This is a genomic window from Trujillonella humicola, from assembly GCF_046233715.1.
GTDB classification, from domain to species: domain Bacteria; phylum Actinomycetota; class Actinomycetes; order Mycobacteriales; family Geodermatophilaceae; genus Trujillonella; species Trujillonella humicola.
In genome coordinates this window covers 132314-152671 of the sequence record NZ_JBJNRJ010000002.1, presented here as the reverse complement: position 1 = coordinate 152671, position 20358 = coordinate 132314, and the positions used below count along the sequence as shown (strand labels likewise).

22 protein-coding genes are annotated in these 20358 nt (G+C 75.1%); 9 read left to right on the top strand and 13 right to left on the bottom strand.

The window, feature by feature from the left end:
* Positions 1–8 precede the first annotated feature (8 nt).
* Entirely contained in the window at positions 9–518 is a 510-nt protein-coding gene (locus ACK586_RS02130; protein WP_409328792.1) for a chorismate mutase, read from the top strand.
* A gap of 80 nt (positions 519–598) precedes the next feature.
* Complete coding sequence (locus tag ACK586_RS02125; protein ID WP_409328791.1) at positions 599–1333, top strand: PIG-L deacetylase family protein; 735 nt, start codon at positions 599–601, stop codon at positions 1331–1333.
* Positions 1334–1345: 12 nt separating this feature from the next.
* Here the strand turns inward: ACK586_RS02125 and ACK586_RS02120 are convergent, their stop codons facing one another.
* The 3 genes from ACK586_RS02120 to ACK586_RS02110 all read right to left on the bottom strand — a co-directional run bounded on the left by ACK586_RS02120 (position 1346) and on the right by ACK586_RS02110 (position 4687).
* Positions 1346–2689: a short-chain fatty acid transporter gene (locus ACK586_RS02120; RefSeq protein ID WP_409328790.1), complete on the bottom strand. Its 1344-nt coding sequence runs from the start codon at positions 2687–2689 to the stop codon at positions 1346–1348.
* A gap of 94 nt (positions 2690–2783) precedes the next feature.
* Positions 2784–3458, bottom strand: coding sequence for a response regulator (locus tag ACK586_RS02115; RefSeq protein ID WP_409328789.1), 675 nt, complete (start codon positions 3456–3458; stop codon positions 2784–2786).
* Positions 3455–4687 (bottom strand): ATP-binding protein, encoded by a 1233-nt coding sequence (locus tag ACK586_RS02110; protein WP_409328849.1) that lies wholly within the window; start codon positions 4685–4687, stop codon positions 3455–3457. The genes ACK586_RS02115 and ACK586_RS02110 overlap by 4 nt, the downstream gene beginning before the upstream one ends.
* A 127-nt stretch (positions 4688–4814) precedes the next feature.
* Between ACK586_RS02110 and ACK586_RS02105 the strand changes: the two genes are divergently transcribed.
* From ACK586_RS02105 to ACK586_RS02095, 3 genes are all read left to right on the top strand, one after another.
* Positions 4815–5780, top strand: coding sequence for a PspC domain-containing protein (locus tag ACK586_RS02105; RefSeq protein ID WP_409328788.1), 966 nt, complete (start codon positions 4815–4817; stop codon positions 5778–5780).
* Complete coding sequence (locus tag ACK586_RS02100) at positions 5773–6081, top strand: hypothetical protein (RefSeq protein WP_409328787.1); 309 nt, start codon at positions 5773–5775, stop codon at positions 6079–6081. The genes ACK586_RS02105 and ACK586_RS02100 overlap by 8 nt, the downstream gene beginning before the upstream one ends.
* A 150-nt stretch (positions 6082–6231) precedes the next feature.
* Complete coding sequence (locus tag ACK586_RS02095; protein ID WP_409328786.1) at positions 6232–7014, top strand: META domain-containing protein; 783 nt, start codon at positions 6232–6234, stop codon at positions 7012–7014.
* Positions 7015–7051: 37 nt separating this feature from the next.
* Here ACK586_RS02095 and guaA read toward each other — a convergent pair whose 3' ends face one another.
* The 3 genes from guaA to guaB are packed head-to-tail and all read right to left on the bottom strand — an operon-like array spanning position 7052 to position 11251.
* Positions 7052–8614: a glutamine-hydrolyzing GMP synthase gene (gene guaA / locus ACK586_RS02090; protein ID WP_409328785.1), complete on the bottom strand. Its 1563-nt coding sequence runs from the start codon at positions 8612–8614 to the stop codon at positions 7052–7054.
* Entirely contained in the window at positions 8614–9741 is a 1128-nt protein-coding gene (locus tag ACK586_RS02085; RefSeq protein ID WP_409328784.1) for a GuaB3 family IMP dehydrogenase-related protein, read from the bottom strand. Before ACK586_RS02085 ends, guaA begins: the two co-directional genes overlap by 1 nt.
* A 4-nt stretch (positions 9742–9745) precedes the next feature.
* Positions 9746–11251, bottom strand: a complete 1506-nt coding sequence (gene guaB / locus ACK586_RS02080) for an IMP dehydrogenase (RefSeq protein ID WP_409328783.1) — start codon at positions 11249–11251, stop codon at positions 9746–9748.
* Positions 11252–11373: 122 nt separating this feature from the next.
* Between guaB and ACK586_RS02075 the strand changes: the two genes are divergently transcribed.
* Positions 11374–11769 (top strand): DUF5319 family protein, encoded by a 396-nt coding sequence (locus tag ACK586_RS02075; RefSeq protein WP_409328782.1) that lies wholly within the window; start codon positions 11374–11376, stop codon positions 11767–11769.
* 35 nt (positions 11770–11804) lie between these two features.
* On the opposite strand, the gene ACK586_RS02070 is transcribed toward ACK586_RS02075, so the two are convergent.
* Positions 11805–12038 carry a hypothetical protein gene (locus ACK586_RS02070; RefSeq protein ID WP_409328781.1) on the bottom strand — a complete coding sequence of 78 codons (234 nt, stop codon included), beginning with the start codon at positions 12036–12038 and terminating at the stop codon, positions 11805–11807.
* A gap of 354 nt (positions 12039–12392) precedes the next feature.
* Between ACK586_RS02070 and ACK586_RS02065 the strand changes: the two genes are divergently transcribed.
* The gene (locus ACK586_RS02065; protein ID WP_409328780.1) at positions 12393–12959 is read left to right on the top strand and encodes a hypothetical protein; all 567 of its coding nucleotides are present in this window, start codon (positions 12393–12395) and stop codon (positions 12957–12959) included.
* Between the two features lie 205 nt (positions 12960–13164).
* Here the strand turns inward: ACK586_RS02065 and ACK586_RS02060 are convergent, their stop codons facing one another.
* Positions 13165–13914 carry a LuxR C-terminal-related transcriptional regulator gene (locus tag ACK586_RS02060; RefSeq protein WP_425330359.1) on the bottom strand — a complete coding sequence of 250 codons (750 nt, stop codon included), beginning with the start codon at positions 13912–13914 and terminating at the stop codon, positions 13165–13167.
* Positions 13915–14185: 271 nt separating this feature from the next.
* Between ACK586_RS02060 and ACK586_RS02055 the strand changes: the two genes are divergently transcribed.
* Positions 14186–14485: a WhiB family transcriptional regulator gene (locus ACK586_RS02055; RefSeq protein ID WP_409328779.1), complete on the top strand. Its 300-nt coding sequence runs from the start codon at positions 14186–14188 to the stop codon at positions 14483–14485.
* A 154-nt stretch (positions 14486–14639) separates the two neighbouring features.
* Here ACK586_RS02055 and groL read toward each other — a convergent pair whose 3' ends face one another.
* Positions 14640–16277, bottom strand: coding sequence for a chaperonin GroEL (groL, locus tag ACK586_RS02050; RefSeq protein WP_409328778.1), 1638 nt, complete (start codon positions 16275–16277; stop codon positions 14640–14642).
* A gap of 128 nt (positions 16278–16405) precedes the next feature.
* Entirely contained in the window at positions 16406–16714 is a 309-nt protein-coding gene (gene groES / locus ACK586_RS02045) for a co-chaperone GroES (protein WP_409328777.1), read from the bottom strand.
* 179 nt (positions 16715–16893) lie between these two features.
* Here groES and ACK586_RS02040 point away from each other — a divergent pair, with 179 nt between their 5' ends.
* A complete protein-coding gene (locus ACK586_RS02040; RefSeq protein WP_409328776.1) occupies positions 16894–18132 on the top strand; it encodes a THUMP-like domain-containing protein in 1239 nt (412 codons plus the stop codon).
* A gap of 21 nt (positions 18133–18153) precedes the next feature.
* Here the strand turns inward: ACK586_RS02040 and tsaD are convergent, their stop codons facing one another.
* The 3 genes from tsaD to tsaB form a co-directional block, all read right to left on the bottom strand.
* Entirely contained in the window at positions 18154–19194 is a 1041-nt protein-coding gene (tsaD, locus tag ACK586_RS02035) for a tRNA (adenosine(37)-N6)-threonylcarbamoyltransferase complex transferase subunit TsaD (protein ID WP_409328775.1), read from the bottom strand.
* Positions 19195–19261: 67 nt separating this feature from the next.
* The gene (gene rimI / locus ACK586_RS02030; protein ID WP_409328774.1) at positions 19262–19714 is read right to left on the bottom strand and encodes a ribosomal protein S18-alanine N-acetyltransferase; all 453 of its coding nucleotides are present in this window, start codon (positions 19712–19714) and stop codon (positions 19262–19264) included.
* A complete protein-coding gene (gene tsaB, locus ACK586_RS02025) occupies positions 19711–20349 on the bottom strand; it encodes a tRNA (adenosine(37)-N6)-threonylcarbamoyltransferase complex dimerization subunit type 1 TsaB (RefSeq protein ID WP_409328773.1) in 639 nt (212 codons plus the stop codon). Before tsaB ends, rimI begins: the two co-directional genes overlap by 4 nt.
* Between the last annotated feature and the right edge of the window lie 9 nt (positions 20350–20358).

Sequence of the window (20358 nt, the reverse complement as noted above, 5' to 3'; positions counted from 1 at the left end):
TCGGACGGGTGACAGGGCCCGGCGGGACGACGGCGGCCCCCGCCCGACCGGGCGGCGACGTGTGGCACACTCGCCGACGTGCTCGCCACGGTCAGCTTTTACTACGGCCACCGGGATCCGGTGTCCGTCACCGCTGGCTGAGCACACGCCGCAACAGACGCCCCGGGCCCGAGGAGCCCGGGGCGTTCGTGGTTCCGGGGTCCGACGGCCGAGAGCCGACCCGCAGGAGGACCCCGATGAGCACCACCGCCGTCACCACCACGGCCGCCACCGACCCGGCCGACCCGATCGGCGCGCTGCGCGAGCAGATCGACGCCTGCGACGCCCAGATCATCGAGCTCGTCCAGCGCCGCCTGGCGGTCTCTCGCGAGATCGGCGCGCTGCGCGCCGCCTCCGGCGGCACCCGGCTGTCGCTGTCCCGGGAGTCGCAGGTGCTGGCCCGCTTCCGCTCCGCCCTCGGGGACGACGGCGCCACCCTCGCGCTCATGCTGCTGCGGCAGGGACGCGGCCGGCTCTGACCGCCCTGGTGCAGGGACCCGACCCACGGGCCCGCGAGCGGGTCGGCGGGCAGGAGGGCCCCTTCTCTAGGCTCCGCCGGGTGACCGCTCCCCTGGCCCGCCGTCCCGCCGAGCACGTCGAGCGCGTCCTGTGCGTGCTCGCCCACCCCGACGACGTCGACTTCGGCAGCGCCGGCACCGTCGCGACCTGGACGGCGGCCGGCACCGAGGTCACCTACTGCATCGTCACCGACGGCGACGCCGGCGGGTTCGACGAGACCCCGCGCCACCTGATGGGACCGATGCGGCAGGAGGAGCAGCGGGCCGCGGCCGCGGCGGTGGGCGTGACCGACGTCCGCTTCCTCGGCCACCCCGACGGCCGGCTCGAGCTGACCCTCGACCTGCGGCGCGACATCACCCGGGTGATCCGCCAGGTGCGTCCGCAGCGGGTGCTGACGAGCTCGCCCGAGCGGTTCTACGAGCGGATCGGCGCCAGCCACCCCGACCACATGACCGTGGGGGAGTCGACGTTGCGGGCGGTCTACCCCGACGCCCGCAACCCGTTCGCGTTCCCCGAGCTGCTGGCCCGCGAGGGGCTCGAGGCGTGGACGGTCTCGGAGGTGTGGCTGGGCGCCAGCCCCCGGGCGGACCACGCCGTCGACGTGACCGGGGTGGCCGAGCTGAAGTTCGCCGCGCTCAAGGCGCACGTGAGCCAGGTGGGCCACCGCGACGACGTCGAGCAGTTCGTCACCGGCTGGATGGCCCGGACTGCGCGCACCTTCGGCCTGCCCGCCGGCGCTCTCGCCGAGGCCTTCCACGTCGTCTTCACCGAGTAGCGCCGGGCCGGCTCACCCCGCGCCGAGGACCAGGAGCGTGCCGGCGAAGACGATGCCGCTGATGAGGCACGTGATCGCGGTGAAGCCGAAGATGTCGCGGACGCCGAGGCCGGCGACGGCGAGCAGCGGCAGTGCCCAGAAGGGCTGGATCAGGTTGGTCCACTGGTCGCCGTAGGCGATGGCCATCGTGATGACCGCCGGGTCGACCCCCAGCGCGTCGGCGGCATCGAGGAAGATCGGCGCCTGGACGGCGAACTGACCGCCGCCGCTGGGGACGAACAGGTTCAGCAGCCCGGCGGACAGGAACGCCAGCACGCCCAGCGTGCCGGGGCCGGCGACGTCGGAGAAGAACTCGCTCAGCTGCGTGGCCAGCCCGGAGGCCGTCATCATCCCGATGATCCCGGCGTACAGCGGGTACTGGATCAGCACCTCGCCGACCGTGCGCACCGCCCCGCTGACCAGCTCGGCGAGCTCGGCCGGGCTGCGCACGATCAGCAGGATCGCCGCGAGGAACGACCAGTTGACGATGTCGAGGGTGAGGTCGAACCCCTCCTGCACCACGTACACCACCAGGTAGCCCACCAGGGCCAGGCCCGGCACCGCGGTGACCAGGCGGGACGCCTCCATCCGCTCGGCCGGCGTCTCGGGGGTCGCGAGCTCGACGTCGGGGTCCTCCGACCCCATCCGCTCGGGCAGCTCGGTGACGGCGTCCCCCTTCTTGGGCGCCATCAGCACGACCGTGCCGAGGATCGCCGCCACGGCGATGACGATGGCGATCAGGTTCCACGACGAGTAGACGGTCTCCCCGATGGGGATCGTCCGGCCGATCGCCTCCTCGACGAAGCTGCCCGGCGTCGCGGCGGCCAGCGGGCCGGTGGCGCTGTAGCCCATGTGCCACACGGCGAAGCCGGAGTAGGCGCTGGCGACCAGCAGCGGGTAGTGCAGCCGGGTCCCCCGGCGGCGCGCGGCGCGGCCGACCTCCAGCGCGATCACGCCCCCGACCACCAGCCCCAGCCCGAAGCTGATCAGCGAGGCCACGGCCGAGACGAGCGCGACGAAGGCGTACGCCGCCCGGGGGCTCTTCGGCACGTCGGCGATGCGGACGAGCCCGGCCTTGACCGGCCGGGTGAGGGCGAGCGTGTAGCCCAGCAGCAGCACCAGGGCCACCTGGGTCATGAAGGCGAGCAGCCCCGACAGACCGTCGCCCCACGCGCGCGTCAGCTCCGCCGGCCCGATGTCGCCGAAGAGGAGGGCGAGGACGGCGACGACGACGGTCAGGATGACGGCGAAGACGAACGCCCCGGGCAGGTAGCGCTGGACACCCGCAACCAGGGGACGGGACAGGGTGCGCAGCATGCGCTCTCCGCTCTGCCGGCCGGCCCTCGGCCGGCCACCGGTCAGGTCGTCCCAGTCCTAGTGGAAGCCGCTCGGACCGGCCACTCGTCGCCGGTCAGAGCAGCCGGTTGGTGGCGGCCCACCTCGTGAGCTCGTTGCGGTTGGACAGCTGCAGCTTGCGCAGCACGTTCGAGGCGTGGGACTCCACGGTCTTCACCGAGATGAACAGCCGCGAGCCGATCTCCCGGTAGGTGTAGCCGCGGGCCAGCAGCTGCATCACCTCGCGCTCCCGGGCCGAGAGCAGGTCCAGGCCGGGGTCGGTGGCCGGGTCCTCCGCCGGGGACGCCGCGCCGGGACCGCCGGCGGCGGCGAAGGCGTCGAGCACGAACCCGGCGAGGCGGGGGCTGAAGACGACGTCACCGTCGGCGACCCGCTGCACCGCCGACCTCAGGTCGGGTCCGGAGATGGTCTTGGTGACGTAGCCGCGGGCGCCGGCCCGGATGACGGCGATGACGTCCTCCGCGGCGTCGGACACCGACAGCGCCAGGTACCGGACGGCGGGCAGCTCGCTCCGCAGCGCCTCGAGCACCGCACGCCCGCCGCCGCCGGGCAGGTGCACGTCGAGCAGGACGACGTCGGGCACCGTGGCGCGGATGCCGGCGATCGCGGCGTCGGCGTCGGCCGCCTCGCCCACGACGGTCGCCGCCTCCCCCAGCTCGGCGCGCACCCCCGCGCGCACCATCCCGTGGTCGTCGACGAGGAAGACCCTCGGCACCTGCGGCTCGGTCACGACTGCTCCTCCCTCGGGAGCAGCAGCTCCACCTCGGTCCCCTCGCCCGGCGCCGACCGCACCGTCGCCGTCCCGCCGACCCGGGTCAGCCGGCCGGCCACGGAGTCGCGCAGCCCCCGCCGGTCGGCCGGCACGGTGGCCGGGTCGAACCCGGCCCCCCGGTCGCGCACGTACACCGACACCTGCCGCGCGGTGACCTCGGTGTACAGGTCGGCCGACGCGGCGCCGGAGTGCTTGGCGGCGTTGACCAGCGCCTCGCGGGTGGCGGCACCGAGCGCGGCCAGCGCGTCGTCCACCTCGGCGTCACCGACCACCACCGGGTCCACGGTCAGCGCGTGGTCGGCCTCGACCTCGGCGACCATGGCCGACACCAGCCCGGCCCACGTGCCCTGCGAGGCCTTCTCCGGCTCGTACAGCCACGTGCGCAGCTCGCGCTCCTGGCTGCGGGCCAGCCGGGCGACGGCCTGCTGGTCGGCGGCGTGCCGCTGGATGAGCGCGAGCGTCTGCAGCACCGAGTCGTGCAGGTGGGCGGCGACGGCGGCCCGCTCCTCGGACCGGATCCGGGCGGTGCGCTCGGCCTCCCGGGAGGTGAGCAGCCGCCGCCAGAGGGGCGCGGTCGCCAGCACGATGCCGACGAGGATCACCAGGGTCGCGGCGAAGCCGTTGCGCGCGTTGGCCAGCTGCCCGGTGGTGGCCAGCAGCAGGACGACGCCGATCACGCCGAGGGCCACGCCGCCGGCCAGCACCCACCGGACGCCGGGCCGCTTGAGCGTGCGGTCGGTGTCCAGCTGCCGCCAGATGGTGGCCAGGCCGGCGCCGACCAGGAGCAGCGGGACGGTGACCCCCCCGCCGCCCCAGCTGGCCACGTCGGTCACCAGCACCAGCGCGCCGATGCCGAGCAGGACCAGGCCGATGGTCTGCCGGCGGCTGGGCTGCGGCGCGACGAAGGCCGGCGCATCGTCGGTGTCGGACAGCGGCATGAACAGCCAGAGCAGCCCGTAGGCGACGACGCCCAGGCCGGTGACGGCCAGCGCGACCATCGCCACCCGCACCACCAGCGGGTCGGCCCGCAGGTGGGCGGCGGTCCCGGCGCAGACGCCGGCCAGCATCCGCCCCGTGCGCGGACGCACGAGCGGTGGCCGCGGAGCAGGGGAGGGCGCCGGCGGCCGGACCGCGGCGGTCGCCGCGTCGCCGGTCCGGACCTCCTCGGGCGCCTGCCCCTCGACCATCACGGTGTCGATGGTCGCACCGCGCGGGCGGCGCGGGCACCGGTGATCACCCCCGCGGGCGGGACCAGGGTCGGATGGGGGCGTTCCCTGATGACCGGGCCACCGCCGGGCGCGCACGCTCTGTGCCATGACCGCAGTCCCGCCCCCCGCGCCCCCCTCGGTGGACCCGCCCGGCCCGGCCTGGCCGCCGCCTCCGCCGCCCGGTCCGCCCGCACGGACCGCACTGCGCCGCAGCCGCTCCGACAGGATGCTCACCGGCGTCGCCGGCGGGCTCGCCGAGTACAGCGGCATCGACGCGCTGCTCTGGCGGGTCGGCTTCGTCGCGCTGACCCTCGCCGGAGGCTCCGGCATCATCGTCTACCTGCTGCTGTGCGTCGTCATGCCGGCCGGGCCGCGCGCCGGGGACGGCGCCGGGGCCCTCCCCCGAGGCCTCGCCACGGCCGCCGGACCGGCCGCCCCGCCCACACCGGCGCAGCCGCGCTCCCCGGTCGGCCGCGTCACCCTCGCCGGCGCGCTCATCGCCGTCGGGCTGCTGGCGCTGGTCACGCAGCTGAGCGACTGGAACCCCGGTCCCCGGCCGTTCCTCGCGGTCGCGTTGCTGGCCGTGGGCCTCGGTCTCGTGGCCGCCGCGTTCGTCCCCGGGCGCACCTCCCGGGGCGGGCTCGTCGCGCTGGGCGCCGTCCTCTCCCTCGCCCTCGCGGTGGCCTCGTCCGTGCCGTGGCCGACCGGCGCGGGGGTCGGTGACCGGAACTACCGGCCGGCGAGCGTCGCCGAGGTGCGCGACCGCTACGAGCTGGGCGCCGGCGACATGACCGTGGACCTCAGCCGCATCGACGTCTCCGACCTCGACGAGGCGCTGCGCGTCGAGATCGACCACGGCGTCGGCGACCTCGACGTCGTCCTGCCCCGGGACGCCGACGTCCGGCTGGACATCGACACCGGCGTCGGCTCGACCCGGGTGTTCGACGGTGGCTCCTCCGACGGCGGCTTCTTCCCGGGCACCGGCTCCGGCGCCTGGGTCGACGACGGGGAGCCCGAGTTCGTCGTGGTCATCGACCACGGCGTCGGTGACGTGGAGGTGTCCCGTGGCTGACTACAGCGAGTTCCCGACCACGCCCACCGCCTGGCAGGAGCAGGCGCTGCGCGAGCTCACGGCGGCCGACGCCCCGGTCCTCGCCGGCGCCACCGCGGTCCCCGCGCCGCGCCGCCGCCGGCCCGACCTCGTCGCGCTGGTCCCGGGACTGCTCTTCGTCCTGTGGGCGCTGATCGGTCTCACCCCCGCCGACCTCCCGCTCGGGGTCCTCGAGGACGGCGGGGTCCTGTGGCTCGTGCTGATCGGCGCAGGGGTCGCCCTGCTGGTGAGCGAGGTCCGCCGGGCACGACGGCGGCGCTGAGACCCGGGTCGGGGCGTGGATCCGGTCGCGGGCCCGGGGAGCAGCCGCTCCCCGGGCCCGCTCGCGCGTCCCGGCGTCGCCCGCGTCCCCGGCGTCTGCACCCGGCAGTGCCGCTTGCACCCGGCCGGGCCGTGCGGCCAGGCTGGCGCCGTGCCCCGGCTGCTGCTGCTCGCCGCGCTGGGCGCCGTCCTGCTGACCGCGCCCGCGTGCGCGGACCCGGCGGAGCAACCCCGGCGCCCCGACGTCCTCGGCAGCTGGCGGCTGGTGTCCGGGGACGTCGCCGGCGCCGCCCTGCCGCTGCCGCGGGGCTCGGCCGCCACCCTCGTGGCCGAGCCCGGCCGGCTCAGCGGCACGGCGTTCTGCAACCACTACTTCGCCGGCTACCGGCTCGACGGGGACGCGCTGGTCCTCGACCCGATCGGGCAGACGGAGATGGCGTGCGACCCGCCGGTCATGGCCGCCGAGTCGGCCTTCCTGTCCGCGCTGGCCGCCGTCGACCGCGCCGCCCGCGACGGCGAGGCCCTCGTGCTCACCGGGGAGGGCGCCACCCTGCACTTCACCCGCGAGGTCCCGGTCCCCGACCGCGACCCGGTGGGCACGCGCTGGGTGCTCGACACCCTCGTGGTCGGCGAGCTCGCCTCGTCGGTGCAGGGCGAGCCGCGGCTGGAGCTCGCGGCCGACGGGACGGCGAGCGGGTCCACCGGCTGCCGCGGCTGGAGCGGTCCGTGGCGGCGGGACGGGGACGTGCTGACCCTCGGCCCGCCGGCCGTCGAGGACCTGGCCGTCGAGGACGTGGCCTGCCCGCCGGAGCTGGCCGGGCAGGACGAGCAGGTGATCGCCGTCCTCACCGCCGGGGCCACCCTGGCCGTCGACGGCGACCGGCTCACCCTCACCGCACCCGACGGCCGCGGCCTGGCCTACCGCGCCGGCTGAGCCGAGTCGCGCCGGCCCCGCGCTCCAGCCAGTTCGTTCACTCCCACTCGATGGTGCCCGGGGGCTTGCTCGTCACGTCGAGGACGACGCGGTTCACCTCGGCCACCTCGTTGGTGATCCGGGTGGAGATCCGCGCCAGCAGGTCGTAGGGCAGCCGGGTCCAGTCCGCGGTCATCGCGTCCTCGCTGGACACCGGGCGCAGCACCACCGGGTGCCCGTAGGTGCGCCCGTCGCCCTGGACGCCGACCGAGCGGACGTCGGCCAGCAGCACCACCGGGCACTGCCAGATCTCGGTGTCCAGGTGCGCCGCGGACAGCTCCGCGCGGACGATCGCGTCGGCCCGGCGCAGCACGTCGAGCCGGTCGCGGGTGACCTCACCGACGATGCGGATGCCCAGGCCCGGTCCGGGGAACGGCTGCCGCTGCACGAGGGTGTCGGGCAGGCCGAGCTGCCGGCCGACCTCGCGCACCTCGTCCTTGAACAGCGTGCGCAGCGGCTCGACGAGGGTGAAGGTCAGGTCGTCGGGGAGACCGCCGACGTTGTGGTGGCTCTTGATGTTCGCCGTCCCCGTGCCGCCACCGGACTCCACGACGTCGGGGTACAGGGTCCCCTGCACGAGGAAGTCGACCGTCTCGCCGTGCGCCTGCGCGTCGGCGACGACGTCGGTGGCGGCCTGCTCGAACACCCGGATGAACTCGCGGCCGATGACCTTCCGCTTCTCCTCGGGGTCGCTGACGCCGGCCAGCGCGGAGAGGAACCGGTCGGCGGCGTCGACCACCCGCAGGTCGGCGCCGGTCACGGCGACGAAGTCCCGCTCGATCTGCTCGGTCTCGCCCTCGCGCATGAGCCCGTGGTCGACGTAGACGCAGGTCAGCCGCTCTCCGATGGCCCGCTGCACCAGCGCGGCGGCGACCGCGGAGTCGACGCCGCCCGACAGCCCGCAGATCGCCCGCCGGTCGCCGATCCGGTCGCGGATCGCGGCGACCTGCTCCTCCACGACGTTGGCCATCGTCCAGCTGGGCTCCAGCCCGGCGATGTCGAAGAGGAAGTGCTCGAGCACCGTCTGCCCGTGCGCGGTGTGCCGGACCTCGGGGTGGAACTGCACACCGGCCAGCCGGCGGTCGACGTCCTCGAAGGCGGCGACCGGCGCACCGGTGGAGGTGGCGGTCACGGTGAACCCGGGCGGGGCCTCGCTGACGGCGTCCCCGTGGCTCATCCACACCGGCTGGACCACGGGCAGGTCGCCGAACAGCCGGCCGCCGGTCGTGACCGTCAGCGGGGTGCCGCCGTACTCGCGGTCGCCGGTGCGGGCCACGGTGCCGCCCAGGGAGGCCGCCATCGCCTGGAAGCCGTAGCAGATGCCGAACGCCGGCACCCCGGACTCGAACAGCACCGGGTCGACCTGCGGCGCGCCCTCGGCGTACACGCTGGACGGGCCGCCGGAGAGCACGATCGCCGCGGGCTTGCGCGCCACGATCTCCTCGGCCGGCGTCGACGACGGGACGATCTCGGAGTACACGCCGGCCTCGCGGACCCGCCGGGCGATGAGCTGCGCGTACTGCGCCCCGAAGTCGACGACCAGGACGGTGGGGAAGTCCATCAGCCGCTCACGACCAGCTCGACCCGCTGGAACTCCTTGAGGTCCCGGTAGCCGGTCTTGGCCATCGTGCGCCGCAGCGCACCGAACAGGTTGGTGCGGCCGTCCGCGGCGTGCGCCTCGCCGAGCAGCACGTCGGCCAGCGAGCCGGCCGGCTCGACGGGCGCCGAGGTGCCACCACGGGGCAGCCGCGGGTGCGCGGCCACCGAGTCCCACCAGATGCCCCCGCCGGGCGCCTCGGCGCCCGCTCGCAGCGGCTCGCCGAGCTGGACGGCGTCGGCGCCGCAGGCCAGGGCCCGGGCGATGGCGCCGCTGGTCTCGATCCGGCCGTTGGCGATGACGTGCACGTACCGGCCGCCGGTCTCGTCGAGGTAGTCGCGGCGGGCGGCCGCGGCGTCGGCGATCGCGCTGGCCAGCGGCACCCGGATGCCCATGACGGCGTCCCCGGTGGAGTAGCTGTCGGCACCGACGCCGACGATGACGCCGGCCGCGCCGGTGCGCATCAGGTGCAGGGCGGTCTGGTAGTTCGCCGCGCCGCCCGCGATCACCGGGACGTCGAGGTCCGCGATGAAGTCCTTGAGGTTGAGCGCCTCGCCGGAGGTCGTCACGTGCTCGGCGGAGACGATCGTGCCCTGGATGACCAGCAGGTCCACGCCGGCCGCCAGGGCCGCCGGCGCCAGCTGCAGCGTGTGCTGCGGGGAGACCCGGACCGCGGTCGTCACCCCGGCGGCGGCCATCTCCTTGATCCGGGCGGTGATCAGCTCGGGCTGCACCGGCGCGGCGTAGACCTCCTGCAGCACCGAGACCGGCGGCGCACCGGCGCCGGCCGCCTCGCGGATGCGGGCGTAGACCGGCGTCGGGTCCTCGTAGCGGGTCCACAGGCCCTCGGCGTTGAGCACGCCGAGCCCGCCGGCCCGGCCCACGGCGACCGCGGTCGCCGGGCTGACGACGGCGTCCGACGGGCTGGTGACCAGGGGGATGTCGAAGCGGAAGGCGTCGATCTGCCAGGCGGTGGAGACGTCGTCCATGTCCCGCGTGCGGCGGGAGGGGACGATCGAGACCTCGTCGAGGTCGTACCCCCGGCGGGCGAAGCGGTTGAGGCCGATCTCGACGGTGTCGCGTGCGGGCATCAGGTCACCGGGCCCGGTAGTTCGGTGCTTCCACCGTCATCTGGATGTCATGGGGGTGGCTCTCGGTCAGGCCCGCGGACGTGATGCGGGTCAGCCGGCCGCGCTCCTGCAGGTCGGCGATGGTCGCCGCGCCCGCGTAACCCATCGACGCGCGCAACCCGCCGACGAGCTGGTGGGCGACCGTGGCCAGCGCGCCCCGGTAGGGCACCTGCCCCTCGATGCCCTCGGGCACGAGCTTGTCGTCGGAGAGGACGTCGTCGGCGAAGTACCGGTCGCGGCTGTAGGACTGGGTGCCGCGCTTCTGCATCGCGCCCAGCGAGCCCATGCCGCGGTAGGTCTTGAACTGCTTGCCGTTCATGAAGACGAGCTCGCCGGGAGCCTCCTCGACCCCGGCGAACAGCCCGCCGATCATCACGGTGTCGGCGCCGGCGACCAGCGCCTTGGCGATGTCGCCGGAGTACTGCAGCCCGCCGTCGGCGATGACCGGCACCCCGGCCGGCCCCGCGGCGAGCGAGGCCTCGTAGATGGCGCTGATCTGCGGGACGCCGACACCGGCGACCACGCGGGTGGTGCAGATCGAGCCGGGGCCCACGCCGACCTTGACGGCGTCCACGCCGGCGTCGATCAGCGCCTGCGCACCGGCGCGGGTGGCGATGTTCCCGCCGACCACCTGCACGCCGAAGTCGGCCTTCACCCGGACGACCATGTCGAGGACGGCGCGCTGGTGGCCGTGCGCGGTGTCGACGACGAGCACGTCGACACCGGCGTCCACCAGCAGGCCCGCGCGCTTGTAGGACTCCTCGCCCACGCCGACGGCGGCGGCGACGACCAGCCGGCCGTCGGCGTCCTTGGTGGACAGCGGGTACTGGTCGCGCTTGACGAAGTCCTTGACGGTGATGAGGCCGCGCAGCCGGCCGCCCTCGTCGACGATCGGCAGCTTCTCGATCTTGTGCTTGGACAGCAGCGCGAGCGCCGTGTCGGGGTCCACGCCGACCGGGGCGGTGACCAGCGGCATCGGCGTCATGACGTCGCGGACGAGCCGGTGCTGGTCGGTCTCGAAGCGCATGTCGCGGTTGGTGCAGATGCCGACCAGGACGCCGTCGGCGTCGACGACCGGGGCGCCGGAGATCCGGTAGCGGGCGGAGAGGGCGTCGACCTCGGCGAGGGTGTTGTCCGGCGAGACGGTGACCGGGTTGGTGACCATGCCGGCCTCGGAGCGCTTGACCAGGTCGACCTGGCCGGCCTGCTCCTCGGCGGCGAGGTTGCGGTGCAGCACCCCGACCCCGCCCACGCGGGCCATGGCGATCGCCATCCGGGCCTCGGTGACGGTGTCCATCGCGCTGGACAGCAGCGGGACGGCCAGCCGGATGCCGCGGGTGAGCCGGCTGCTGGTGTCGACCTCCGCCGGGACGACGTCCGAGGCGCCCGGGATGAGCAGGACGTCGTCGTAGGTCAGGCCGAGCGGGGCGAACTTCGCCGGCAGCTCGGGTACGAACTCATCGGGCTGCATGCCAGCCGCCACCCCTCCGGGATCGGTCTGCACCCTGCTGGGCGCGCGGGGAACCGTCCCCGATCGTAGGCGGCGGCCCTCGTGGGGAGGACCGCCGGCTGCCGGGCGGCTACCGTGGACCCGTGAGCCCCGACGACTTCACCGGTTCCGACGCCGGGCGGTACGACCCGTCGGGTCCGCCGCCGCTGACGATGGAGGAGCGGGCCGGAGTCCTCGACGACCTCGCCGAGCTCGAGGTGTTCCGGACGCTGCTGGAGCCCAGCGGCATCAAGGGCATCGTCGTGGACTGCCCGGACTGCGACGAGGAGCACCACGTCGACTGGGCCCTCATGCAGGCGAACCTGCGGCAGCTGCTGGAGGAGGGGCAGACCGGCCGGCACGAGCCGCCCTTCGACCCCGATCCGGACGACTACGTGAGCTGGGACTACGCCAGCGGCTACGCCGACGGGGTCGCCGCGGTCGCCGAGCGCGAGGAGCCGGGCAACGGCCGGTCCGGCCGGCACGCTCGCGAGGACTGAGCGGGGGCCCGCGCCCCCACGGGCCCCGGCCGTCCTCAGACGCCCGTCCTGCGCCTGGTCCAGCCGACGGCGGCGGTGAGGACGAACAGGATGACGCCGACGATCAGCAACCAGAACAGGCCCTCGACCACGGCGCCGACGATGCTCAGCGCCAGCCAGACGACGAGCAGCAGTGCGATGAACCCGAGCACGGGTGACCTCCTCGTGTAGCGGAGCCCTCCAGGTACCCGGCCGGTCGCGCCCCCCAGCACGCCGCGGCCGATCGTCATCGGATCGCCATACGCCGCACCCCACCCGCAGGGCGGCCGGCGAGGACCCGATCGGTCGGTGCTCGCCCGGCGGCCGCGGCTCGTTCCGCGGGCGGCCGGGTGGTCCGGGGGGAGCAGGGACTGCGGCCGAGCCCCACCGGCCGACGCCGGCAGGCGGTCCTCGCCGGCCTCGCCGATCCGCACACCGTCGCGTCCCGCCTGCGCCGAGGGCCGGCGGTAGAGCGCACCGCACCCGGTATCGACGTGCGCGTACCACTGCGCCGGCGCGACCACGAGGCGCACCGTGGACAGCGAGGCCGTGCGGTCGGGCGCCGGAGGACGCGGCTCGGCCACGTCGGACGAGAGGGGGAGGTCATGGGCAAGCTCGTCGCGATCGCCGCGGCTGCCGAGATCGCCGAGACGGCCGCGAAGGTGGCCACGAAGCTGCGGGACAACATGCCCGCCCGAGGCGTGGTCGTCGAGGTGCACAACCACACCGACGACGAGCTGGTCATGACCGGCCACGAGCACACCAGCGGCATGTTCGGCGAACTGCCGAGCTCGCGGATACCACCGAAGACGGTGGACATCTACGGCTCGCGCCGCCGCGGGCGCCCGGAGGGCGCCGCCGGGTCGGTCACCTATCGCGTCGAGGGCCGTGACGCACGCGTGACCGTCGGCTGGCGGCTGCGCTGGCGCAGCTGGCGCAGCCGGAGCAGCTCGTCCAGCGTGAGCGGCCGCGAGGCGCACCTCTTCGCCGTGAGCGACATCATCGGCGGGAGCACCTCCAGCGGCGAGGCCCGCTACGAGGTCACGAAGCGGAACGGCGAGATCATCGTCGAGGGCCGTCCCGGCACCGATGCGGGTAGTGCGGGCGGCGGGATCGGAGGGGGCACGGGCGGGATCGGCCGCCCCGGTGGGGGGCCGCTCCGGCCGCGGTGACCCGTTCGGCGGGCGTCTCCAGGGCGACGGCCCGCGGCACGCGTCGACCGGTCGCCCGTCCGGGCAGGCGGGTGTGGACGGCGCAGCCGAACCCGGTCGCCCCGCTCACGACGCCGGGGCGCGGACCACACGGGGTGCCCCGCGCCCCCAGCGACGCGACGAGAGCCGGCTGGGCTCGACTACGGTCGCCGAACCCGCTCTCGGCTCACTGCATCATCCCCCGGCGGAAGCCGGTGGCGACGGCCTCGGCGCGGTCCTTGGCGCCGAGCTTGCGGAACAGCCGCCGGGCGTGGGTCTTGATGGTGTCCTCGGACAGGTAGAGCTCCCGGCCGATCTGCGCGTTGCTCTTGCCCTGGCTCATGCCGGTGAGCACCTGCATCTCGCGCATGGACAGGCTGACCGGTGCGGCCTCGCGGACCACGGCCGCGCGCACCGTGGTCGGCGCGCTGCCGGCGAGCGGGGTCGCGCCGGTCCAGGCCGGGGTCGCCGGGTGCGCACCGACGCTGGCCAGCGGCACGGGGTGGCCGTTGGCCGGCTGCGGCGTCCGCCCGTCGACCCGCAGGCCGACCCGGGACAGGCCCAGGCCCATCTCCAGGGCGGTGGCGTCCCAGCGCAGGTACCCGCGGGCGCCGACGGCGACGGCGGCGCGGACGGTCTCCGCGTCGTCCGGGGCGCCGAGCACCAGCACCGGCAGCCGCGGGTGCGTCCGCAGCGCCTGGGTGGCGACGGTCAGCCCCGAGTCCGTGGCGCGCTGGGTGCCGATCAGCAGGACGTCGGGCTGCCGGGTGGCCAGGCGGGACATCAGCCCGGCGGCGTCACCGACGGCCTCGACCCGGCCGACGAAGGGCAGCGCGACCAGCCGGGAGGCGATGTCCTCGCGCACCCGCCGCCGCTCGTCGTAGACCCACACCGTCGTCGTGCCGTGGCCGGGGCCACGCATCCTGTCGTCGATCACGCCTGACACTCCGTTCTCCCGGTCCGCCGGATCCGGCTGCCGGGCGACTCCCCCGCCGACCTCGGACGGGGCTCCCCCGCCGCTGTCGGCACGACCGGGATCCACCTTGATCGGCACGGGGACCGGGGGACAGACGCCCTCACCCAGCGGGGTGAGAGCACAGGCAGGAAAATGCCGCGACCCGAGGTGTTTGACCCGGGTGGGCGTCGGGCACCGGCCCCTTGCAGCCGGACCGCCCCCTCCGGCTCGCACCGAGCCGAGGAGGACCGACATGGCTGACATCCGCCGACTCCCCACCCCCGTCGCCGAGGTGTGGGACTGGCAGCTGCACGGTTCCTGCCGTGGGGAGAGCACCGCCCTGTTCTTCCACCCCGACGGCGAGCGCGGCCCGGCGCGGGCCCGCCGGCAGACCGCCGCCAAGGCGGTGTGCGCCAAGTGCCCGGTCATCGACGCGTGCCTCAAGCACGCGCTCGCCGTCCGCGAGCCCTACGGGGTGTGGGGCGGCATGAGCGAGGAGGAGCGGGCCCGGCTGATCGCCGCGGAGCCCGCCACCGTCGCCGCAGGGGTCTGAGCACCCCGTCCAGACGCCGAGAGGGCCGGTCCAGCAGTCGCTGGACCGGCCCTCTCGTCTGTGCGGGGCCCCCGCTGATCATCGGCAGGTGGCTGCCCGACACGCCGGTCGGGAGCGCCACCCGCCGATGATCACGGGAGGGGGCTGGCGGAATTCAGTGCGCGTGGCCGTGGCCGTGCGAGTGGCCGTGGGTGTGGTGCCCGGCCCCGGCCTCCTCCTCCTGCGGCGCCTCGACGACCGCGGAGTCGGTGGTGAGGACCATCGCGGCGATCGAGGCGGCGTTGCCGAGCGCCGCCTTGGTGACCTTGACCGGGTCGATGACGCCCTGGGCGGCCAGGTCGCCGTACTCGCCGGTGGCGGCGTTGAAGCCGGTGCCGGCGCCGGCCTCGCGGACCTTGCTCACCACGACGCGGCCTTCGAAGCCGGCGTTCTCGGCGATGCGGACCAGCGGGGCGTCCAGCGCCTTGCGCACCGCGCGGGCACCGGTCAGCTCGTCCCCGGACAGGTCGAGGGAGTCGATCGCCGCGGCGGCGTGCACCAGCGCGGAGCCACCACCGGGGACGACGCCCTCCTCCACCGCGGCGCGGGTGGCGGCGATGGCGTCCTCGATCCGGTGCTTCTTCTCCTTCATCTCGACCTCGGTGGCCGCGCCGACGCGGATGACGCCGATGCCGCCGGCCAGCTTCGCGAGCCGCTCCTGCAGCTTCTCGCGGTCCCAGTCGGAGTCGGTGGCCTCGATCTCGCGGCGGATCTGCGCGACGCGCTCGCCGATGGCCTCGCCGGTGCCGCCGCCGTCCACGATGGTCGTGTCGTCCTTGGTGACGACGACGCGGCGGGCGGTGCCCAGCACCTCCGGGCCGACCGAGTCCAGCTTCAGCCCGACGTCCTCGCTGACCACCTGGCCGCCGGTGACGATCGCCAGGTCGGTCATGAACGCCTTGCGCCGGTCGCCGAAGTACGGCGACTTCACCGCGACGACCTTGATGGTCTTGCGGATGGAGTTGACGACCAGGGTGGACAGCGCCTCTCCCTCGACGTCCTCGGCGACGATCAGCAGCGGGCGACCACCGGAGGAGAGCACCTTCTCCAGCAGCGGCAGCAGGTCGGCCAGCGCGCCGACCTTGCCCTGCACGAGGAGGACCAGCGCGTCCTCGAGGACGGCCTCCATCGCCTCGGTGTCGGTGACGAAGTAGGGCGACAGGTAGCCCTTGTCGAACTGCACGCCCTCGGTCACGTCGAGCTCGGTGGAGAGGGTGTTGCTCTCCTCGACGGTGATGACGCCGTCCTTGCCGACCTTCTGCATGGCCTCGCCGATCAGCGTGCCGACCTCGGCGTCCTGGGCGGAGACGGTGGCGACGCCGGCGATGGCGTCCTGCTCCTCGACCGGGATGGCGACCTCGTCCAGCGCCGCGTGCACGGCGTCGACGGCGGCGCGCATGCCGCGGCCCAGGCCCATCGGGTTGGCGCCGGCGGCCACGTTGCGCATGCCCTCGTGGACCAGGGCCTGGGCCAGCACGGTCGCGGTGGTGGTGCCGTCACCGGCGACGTCGTTGGTCTTGGTGGCGACGTTCTTGGCCAGCTGGGCGCCGAGGTTCTCGTACGGGTCCTCGAGCTCGACCTCGCGGGCGATCGTGACGCCGTCGTTGGTGATGGTCGGGGCGCCGAACTTCTTGTCCAGGACGACGTTGCGCCCGCGCGGACCCAGCGTCACCTTGACCGCGTCGGCGAGCTTGTCGACGCCGCGCTCGAGGGAGCGGCGGGCGTCCTCGTTGAACTTGATGATCTTGGCCATGGGGCCGGACCTCTCGTCGGGAGTGGAACTCGGTGGCGGACGACGACCGCCCCAGGGACCCGGTGTCTCGGGTCGCCCGGGGCGGTCGGTTCGTGCAGTGCGTCAGGGACGCGGGTGGAGAGAGGAGGTCACTTCTCCACGACGGCGAGCAGGTCGCGCGCGGACAGGACGAGGTAGTCCTCGCCGCCGTGCCGGACCTCGGTGCCGCCGTACTTCGAGTAGATGACCACGTCGCCGACGGAGACGTCGAGCGGGACGCGGTTGCCGTTGTCGTCGACGCGACCGGGGCCCACGGCGATGACCGTGCCCTCCTGCGGCTTCTCCTTGGCGGTGTCCGGGATGACCAGGCCGGAGGCGGTGGTGGTCTCGGCCTCGTTGGCCTGGACCACGACGCGGTCCTCCAGCGGCTTGATGTTGACCTTGGTAGCGGTCGTCACGTCGGTGACGCCCCCTTCGGGATCGACGGTCGGGTGGCTGATGCTGTGGCACGGACCTGCGCACCTGCCGTCGCGGGGGTCAGGTGGCTGCCGTGTCGCTGGCACTCTACCCACGAGAGTGCCAGCCGCTCAACAGGGTCTCTCCGCGGTGTCCCGGACCGGTGCGTCACGCTGTCGCCGTGACAGCCGACGCGTCCGGGACCCACCCGGTGGGGATGCTCGAGCAACTGGCGCTGCTCCGCACCCCCGAGGGCAGCGCGGCCCTGGAACTGGCGGCCTCGCTGCACGCTGCCGGCATGGACGTCCTGCCCGCCCTGGACCGGTTGCGCGCCGCCGTCGGCGCCGAGCTGGCCGGGCCGGCCTGGGGGTTCGCCCGCCAGCGCGCCCGCGCCCGGCCGGTGTTCGGTGCCGACGCCGACCGGCTCTTCCTGACCGCCGACACCCTCGAGCAGGCGGGGCGGCCGGAGCTCGCCGCACGGCGGGCGGCCCGGCTGCTGGCCGGCCCCGGGGAGGTCGACTCCGTCGCCGACCTGGGCTGCGCCGCCGGCACCGACACGATCGCCCTCGCGCGCGCCGGCGCCAGCGTGCTCGCGGTCGACGTCGACCCGCTCGCCCGCGAGCTCACCGCCGCCAACGTCGAGGCCCTGGGCCTGGCCGACCGGGTGTGGGTGGTCGCCGGCGATGCCGTCGAACTGGTCGCGGCGGCCCGGGGCGGTGAGGTCGCCAACTGCGCGGCGGCCGTCCTCGACCCCGCGCGCCGGGCGGGTGGACGCCGGCAGCTGGACCCCGACCGCTGGTCGCCGCCCTGGACGACGGTCGTCTCGCTCCTCGACCGGGTCCCGGTCACCGTGGTCAAGGTCGCGCCCGGGCTGGACCACGACCGGGTGCCCCCCGGCGTGGAGACCGAGTGGGTCTCGGTGCGCGGCTCGATCGTCGAGGCGCTGCTGTGGGGCCGGGGCGTGTCCGAGGTGCGGCGGCGGGCGACCGTCGTCCGGGACGGCGTCGCGCACGAGCTCACCGCCGACACCGACCCCGGTCCGGCGCCGACCGGCCCGGTGCGCGGCTGGCTGCACGAGCCGGACCCGGCGGTGATCCGCTCCGGGCTGGTGTCGCTCGCGGCCGCCGGCCTGGGGGCGACGCTGGTCGACCCGACGATCGCCTACCTGACCTCCGACGCGGCGGCGGACTCGCCCTGGGTCACCTCGTACCGCATCGACGAGGTGCTGCCGTTCAACCTCAGGAAGCTGAAGGCGCTGCTGCGGGCCCGCGGCGTCGGCCGGGTGACGGTGAAGAAGCGCGGGTCGGCGATCGAGCCGGAGCAGCTGGCGCGGCAGCTGCGCGGACCGGGCGAGGGCTCCGCCGTCGTCGTCGTCACCCGCGTCGCCGGGAGACCCACCGCACTCGTGTGCGGAGTGTGAGAGCGCAGGAGACCTGCGCTCTCACACTCCGACGACCTCGATGGGGAGCGAGCTGTCGGCTCCCAGGTCGGGGGACGACGGGGCGACGCCGGCCGCGACCAGCCGGGACCCCAGGGCGGCCACCATCGCCCCGTTGTCGGTGCACAGCCGCGGGCTGGGCACCCGCAGCACGATGCCGGCCGCCGCGCAGCGCTCCTCGGCCAGCGCGCGCAGCCGCGAGTTGGCCGCCACTCCCCCGCCGAGCACCAGGTGGTCGACGCCGTGGTCGCGGCAGGCCCGCACCGCCTTGGCGGTCAGCACGTCGGCGACGGCCTCCTGGAACGAGGCGGCGACGTCGGCGACCGGCACCGGCTCCCCGGCCCGCTGCCGGGCCTCCACCCAGCGGGCGACGGCGGTCTTCAGCCCGGAGAACGAGAAGTCGTAGGGCGCGTCGCGGGGGCCGGTCAGGCCGCGCGGGAAGTCGATCGCCGCACCGTCGCCCTCGCGCGCGGCCCGGTCGATCGGCGGCCCGCCGGGGAAGGGCATGCCGAGCACGCGGGCCACCTTGTCGAAGGCCTCCCCCGCGGCGTCGTCGACCGTCCGGCCGAGAGGGACGACCTCCCGGGCGAGGTCGGGCACCAGCAGCAGAGAGCTGTGCCCCCCGGAGACGAGCAGCGCCAGCGAGGGCTCGGCCAGCTCGCCGTGCTGCAGCTCGTCGACGGCGACGTGCGCGGCGAGGTGGTTGACCCCGTACAGCGGGACGTCCAGCGCCAGCGCGTAGGCCTTCGCCGCGGCCAGCCCGACCAGCAGCGCCCCGGTGAGCCCCGGGCCCGCGGTCACCGCGACCGCGTCGACGTCGGCGGCCCGCACACCGGCCTCGGCCAGCGCCCGGTGCACCGTGGGCACCATGGCCTCCAGGTGCGCGCGGGAGGCGATCTCCGGGACGACGCCGCCGAAGCGCTCGTGCTCCGCCATCGAGGTCGCCAGAGCGTCCGACAGCAGGGTGCGGCCGCGCACCAGCCCCACGCCGGTCTCGTCGCACGAGGTCTCGAACCCCAGGACCAGCGGCTCGCTCGAGGTCACAGCTTCTCCCTGTCTCCGGTCGCTCCCGCGGGGCGCTCCGCTCCTCGCTCGTTCCTCGCTGCGATGCTCACGCCCCTGTCCGCTCCCGCTTCATCACGACGGCGTCCGTGCCGCTGGGCTGGTAGTACCCGCGGCGCCGGCCCATCTCGGCGAACCCGCGGCGGCGGTACAGGCCCTGCGCCACCTCGTTGTCCGCCCGCACCTCGAGCAGCACCACGGGGCTGCGCCGGTCGGCCTCGGCGAGCAGCGCGTCGAGCAGCAGCGCACCGATCCCCTCGCCCTGCCGGGCCCCGGCGACGCCGATGGTCGCCACGTGCGCCTCGTCGTCGTAGGCGATCAGCCCGGCGTAGCCGGCGACCTCGTCCCCGTCCACGGCCACCAGGTAGTGCCTCGTGTCGGTGCGCGACAGCTCGTCGCGGTACATCGACACCGTCCAGGTGTCGGGCGCGAAGAGCTCCTCCTCGAGCTGCATCACCGCCGGCAGGTCGGCCAGCCGCATCGGCCGCAGCCGCACCGTCACGAGGTGGTCACCGGCTTGAACGACGTCGGCGGGGTGGCGTCCGGGCGGCGCAGGTACAGCGGCACCAGCGGGCCGGCGGACGACGGGTCGTCGAGCCCGGCACCGGCCGCGCGGAGCAACCCCGCCGTCGTGACCCGGGCGGGCGTCACCGGCGCGCCGAGCCGGTCGGCGAACGCCGGGTCACCGACGAGCGGCCCGGTCAGCTGCGCGGCCTCGGGGCGGACGACGCCCGGGCCTGCGATCCGCGCGCCGGAGGCGTCGTAGCCGGCCCAGTAGACCTCCTTGCGCCGGGCGTCGGTGACGACGGTGCGGGCGCCGGAGCCGATCGCGTCCAGCGAGCAGACGCCGACCACCGGCAGGCCGCGGGCGTCGGCCAGGGCTGCGGCGGTGACCACGCCGACCCGCAGCCCGGTGAAGGGGCCGGGGCCGAGGCCGGTGACGACCGCCCGGACGTCGGCGAGCCCGAGCCCGGCGTCGGCGAGCACGCCCCGGACCGCCGGGGTCAGCAGCTCGGCGTGCCTGGTGCCGGAGGGGACGGCGCGCTCGGCGAGCACCTCGACCCCGCCGTCGGGCGACCGGCGGGCGAGGCCGGCCAGCAGGGTCGGCGTCGCGGTGTCCAGGGCCAGAACCAGCACGAGCGACCA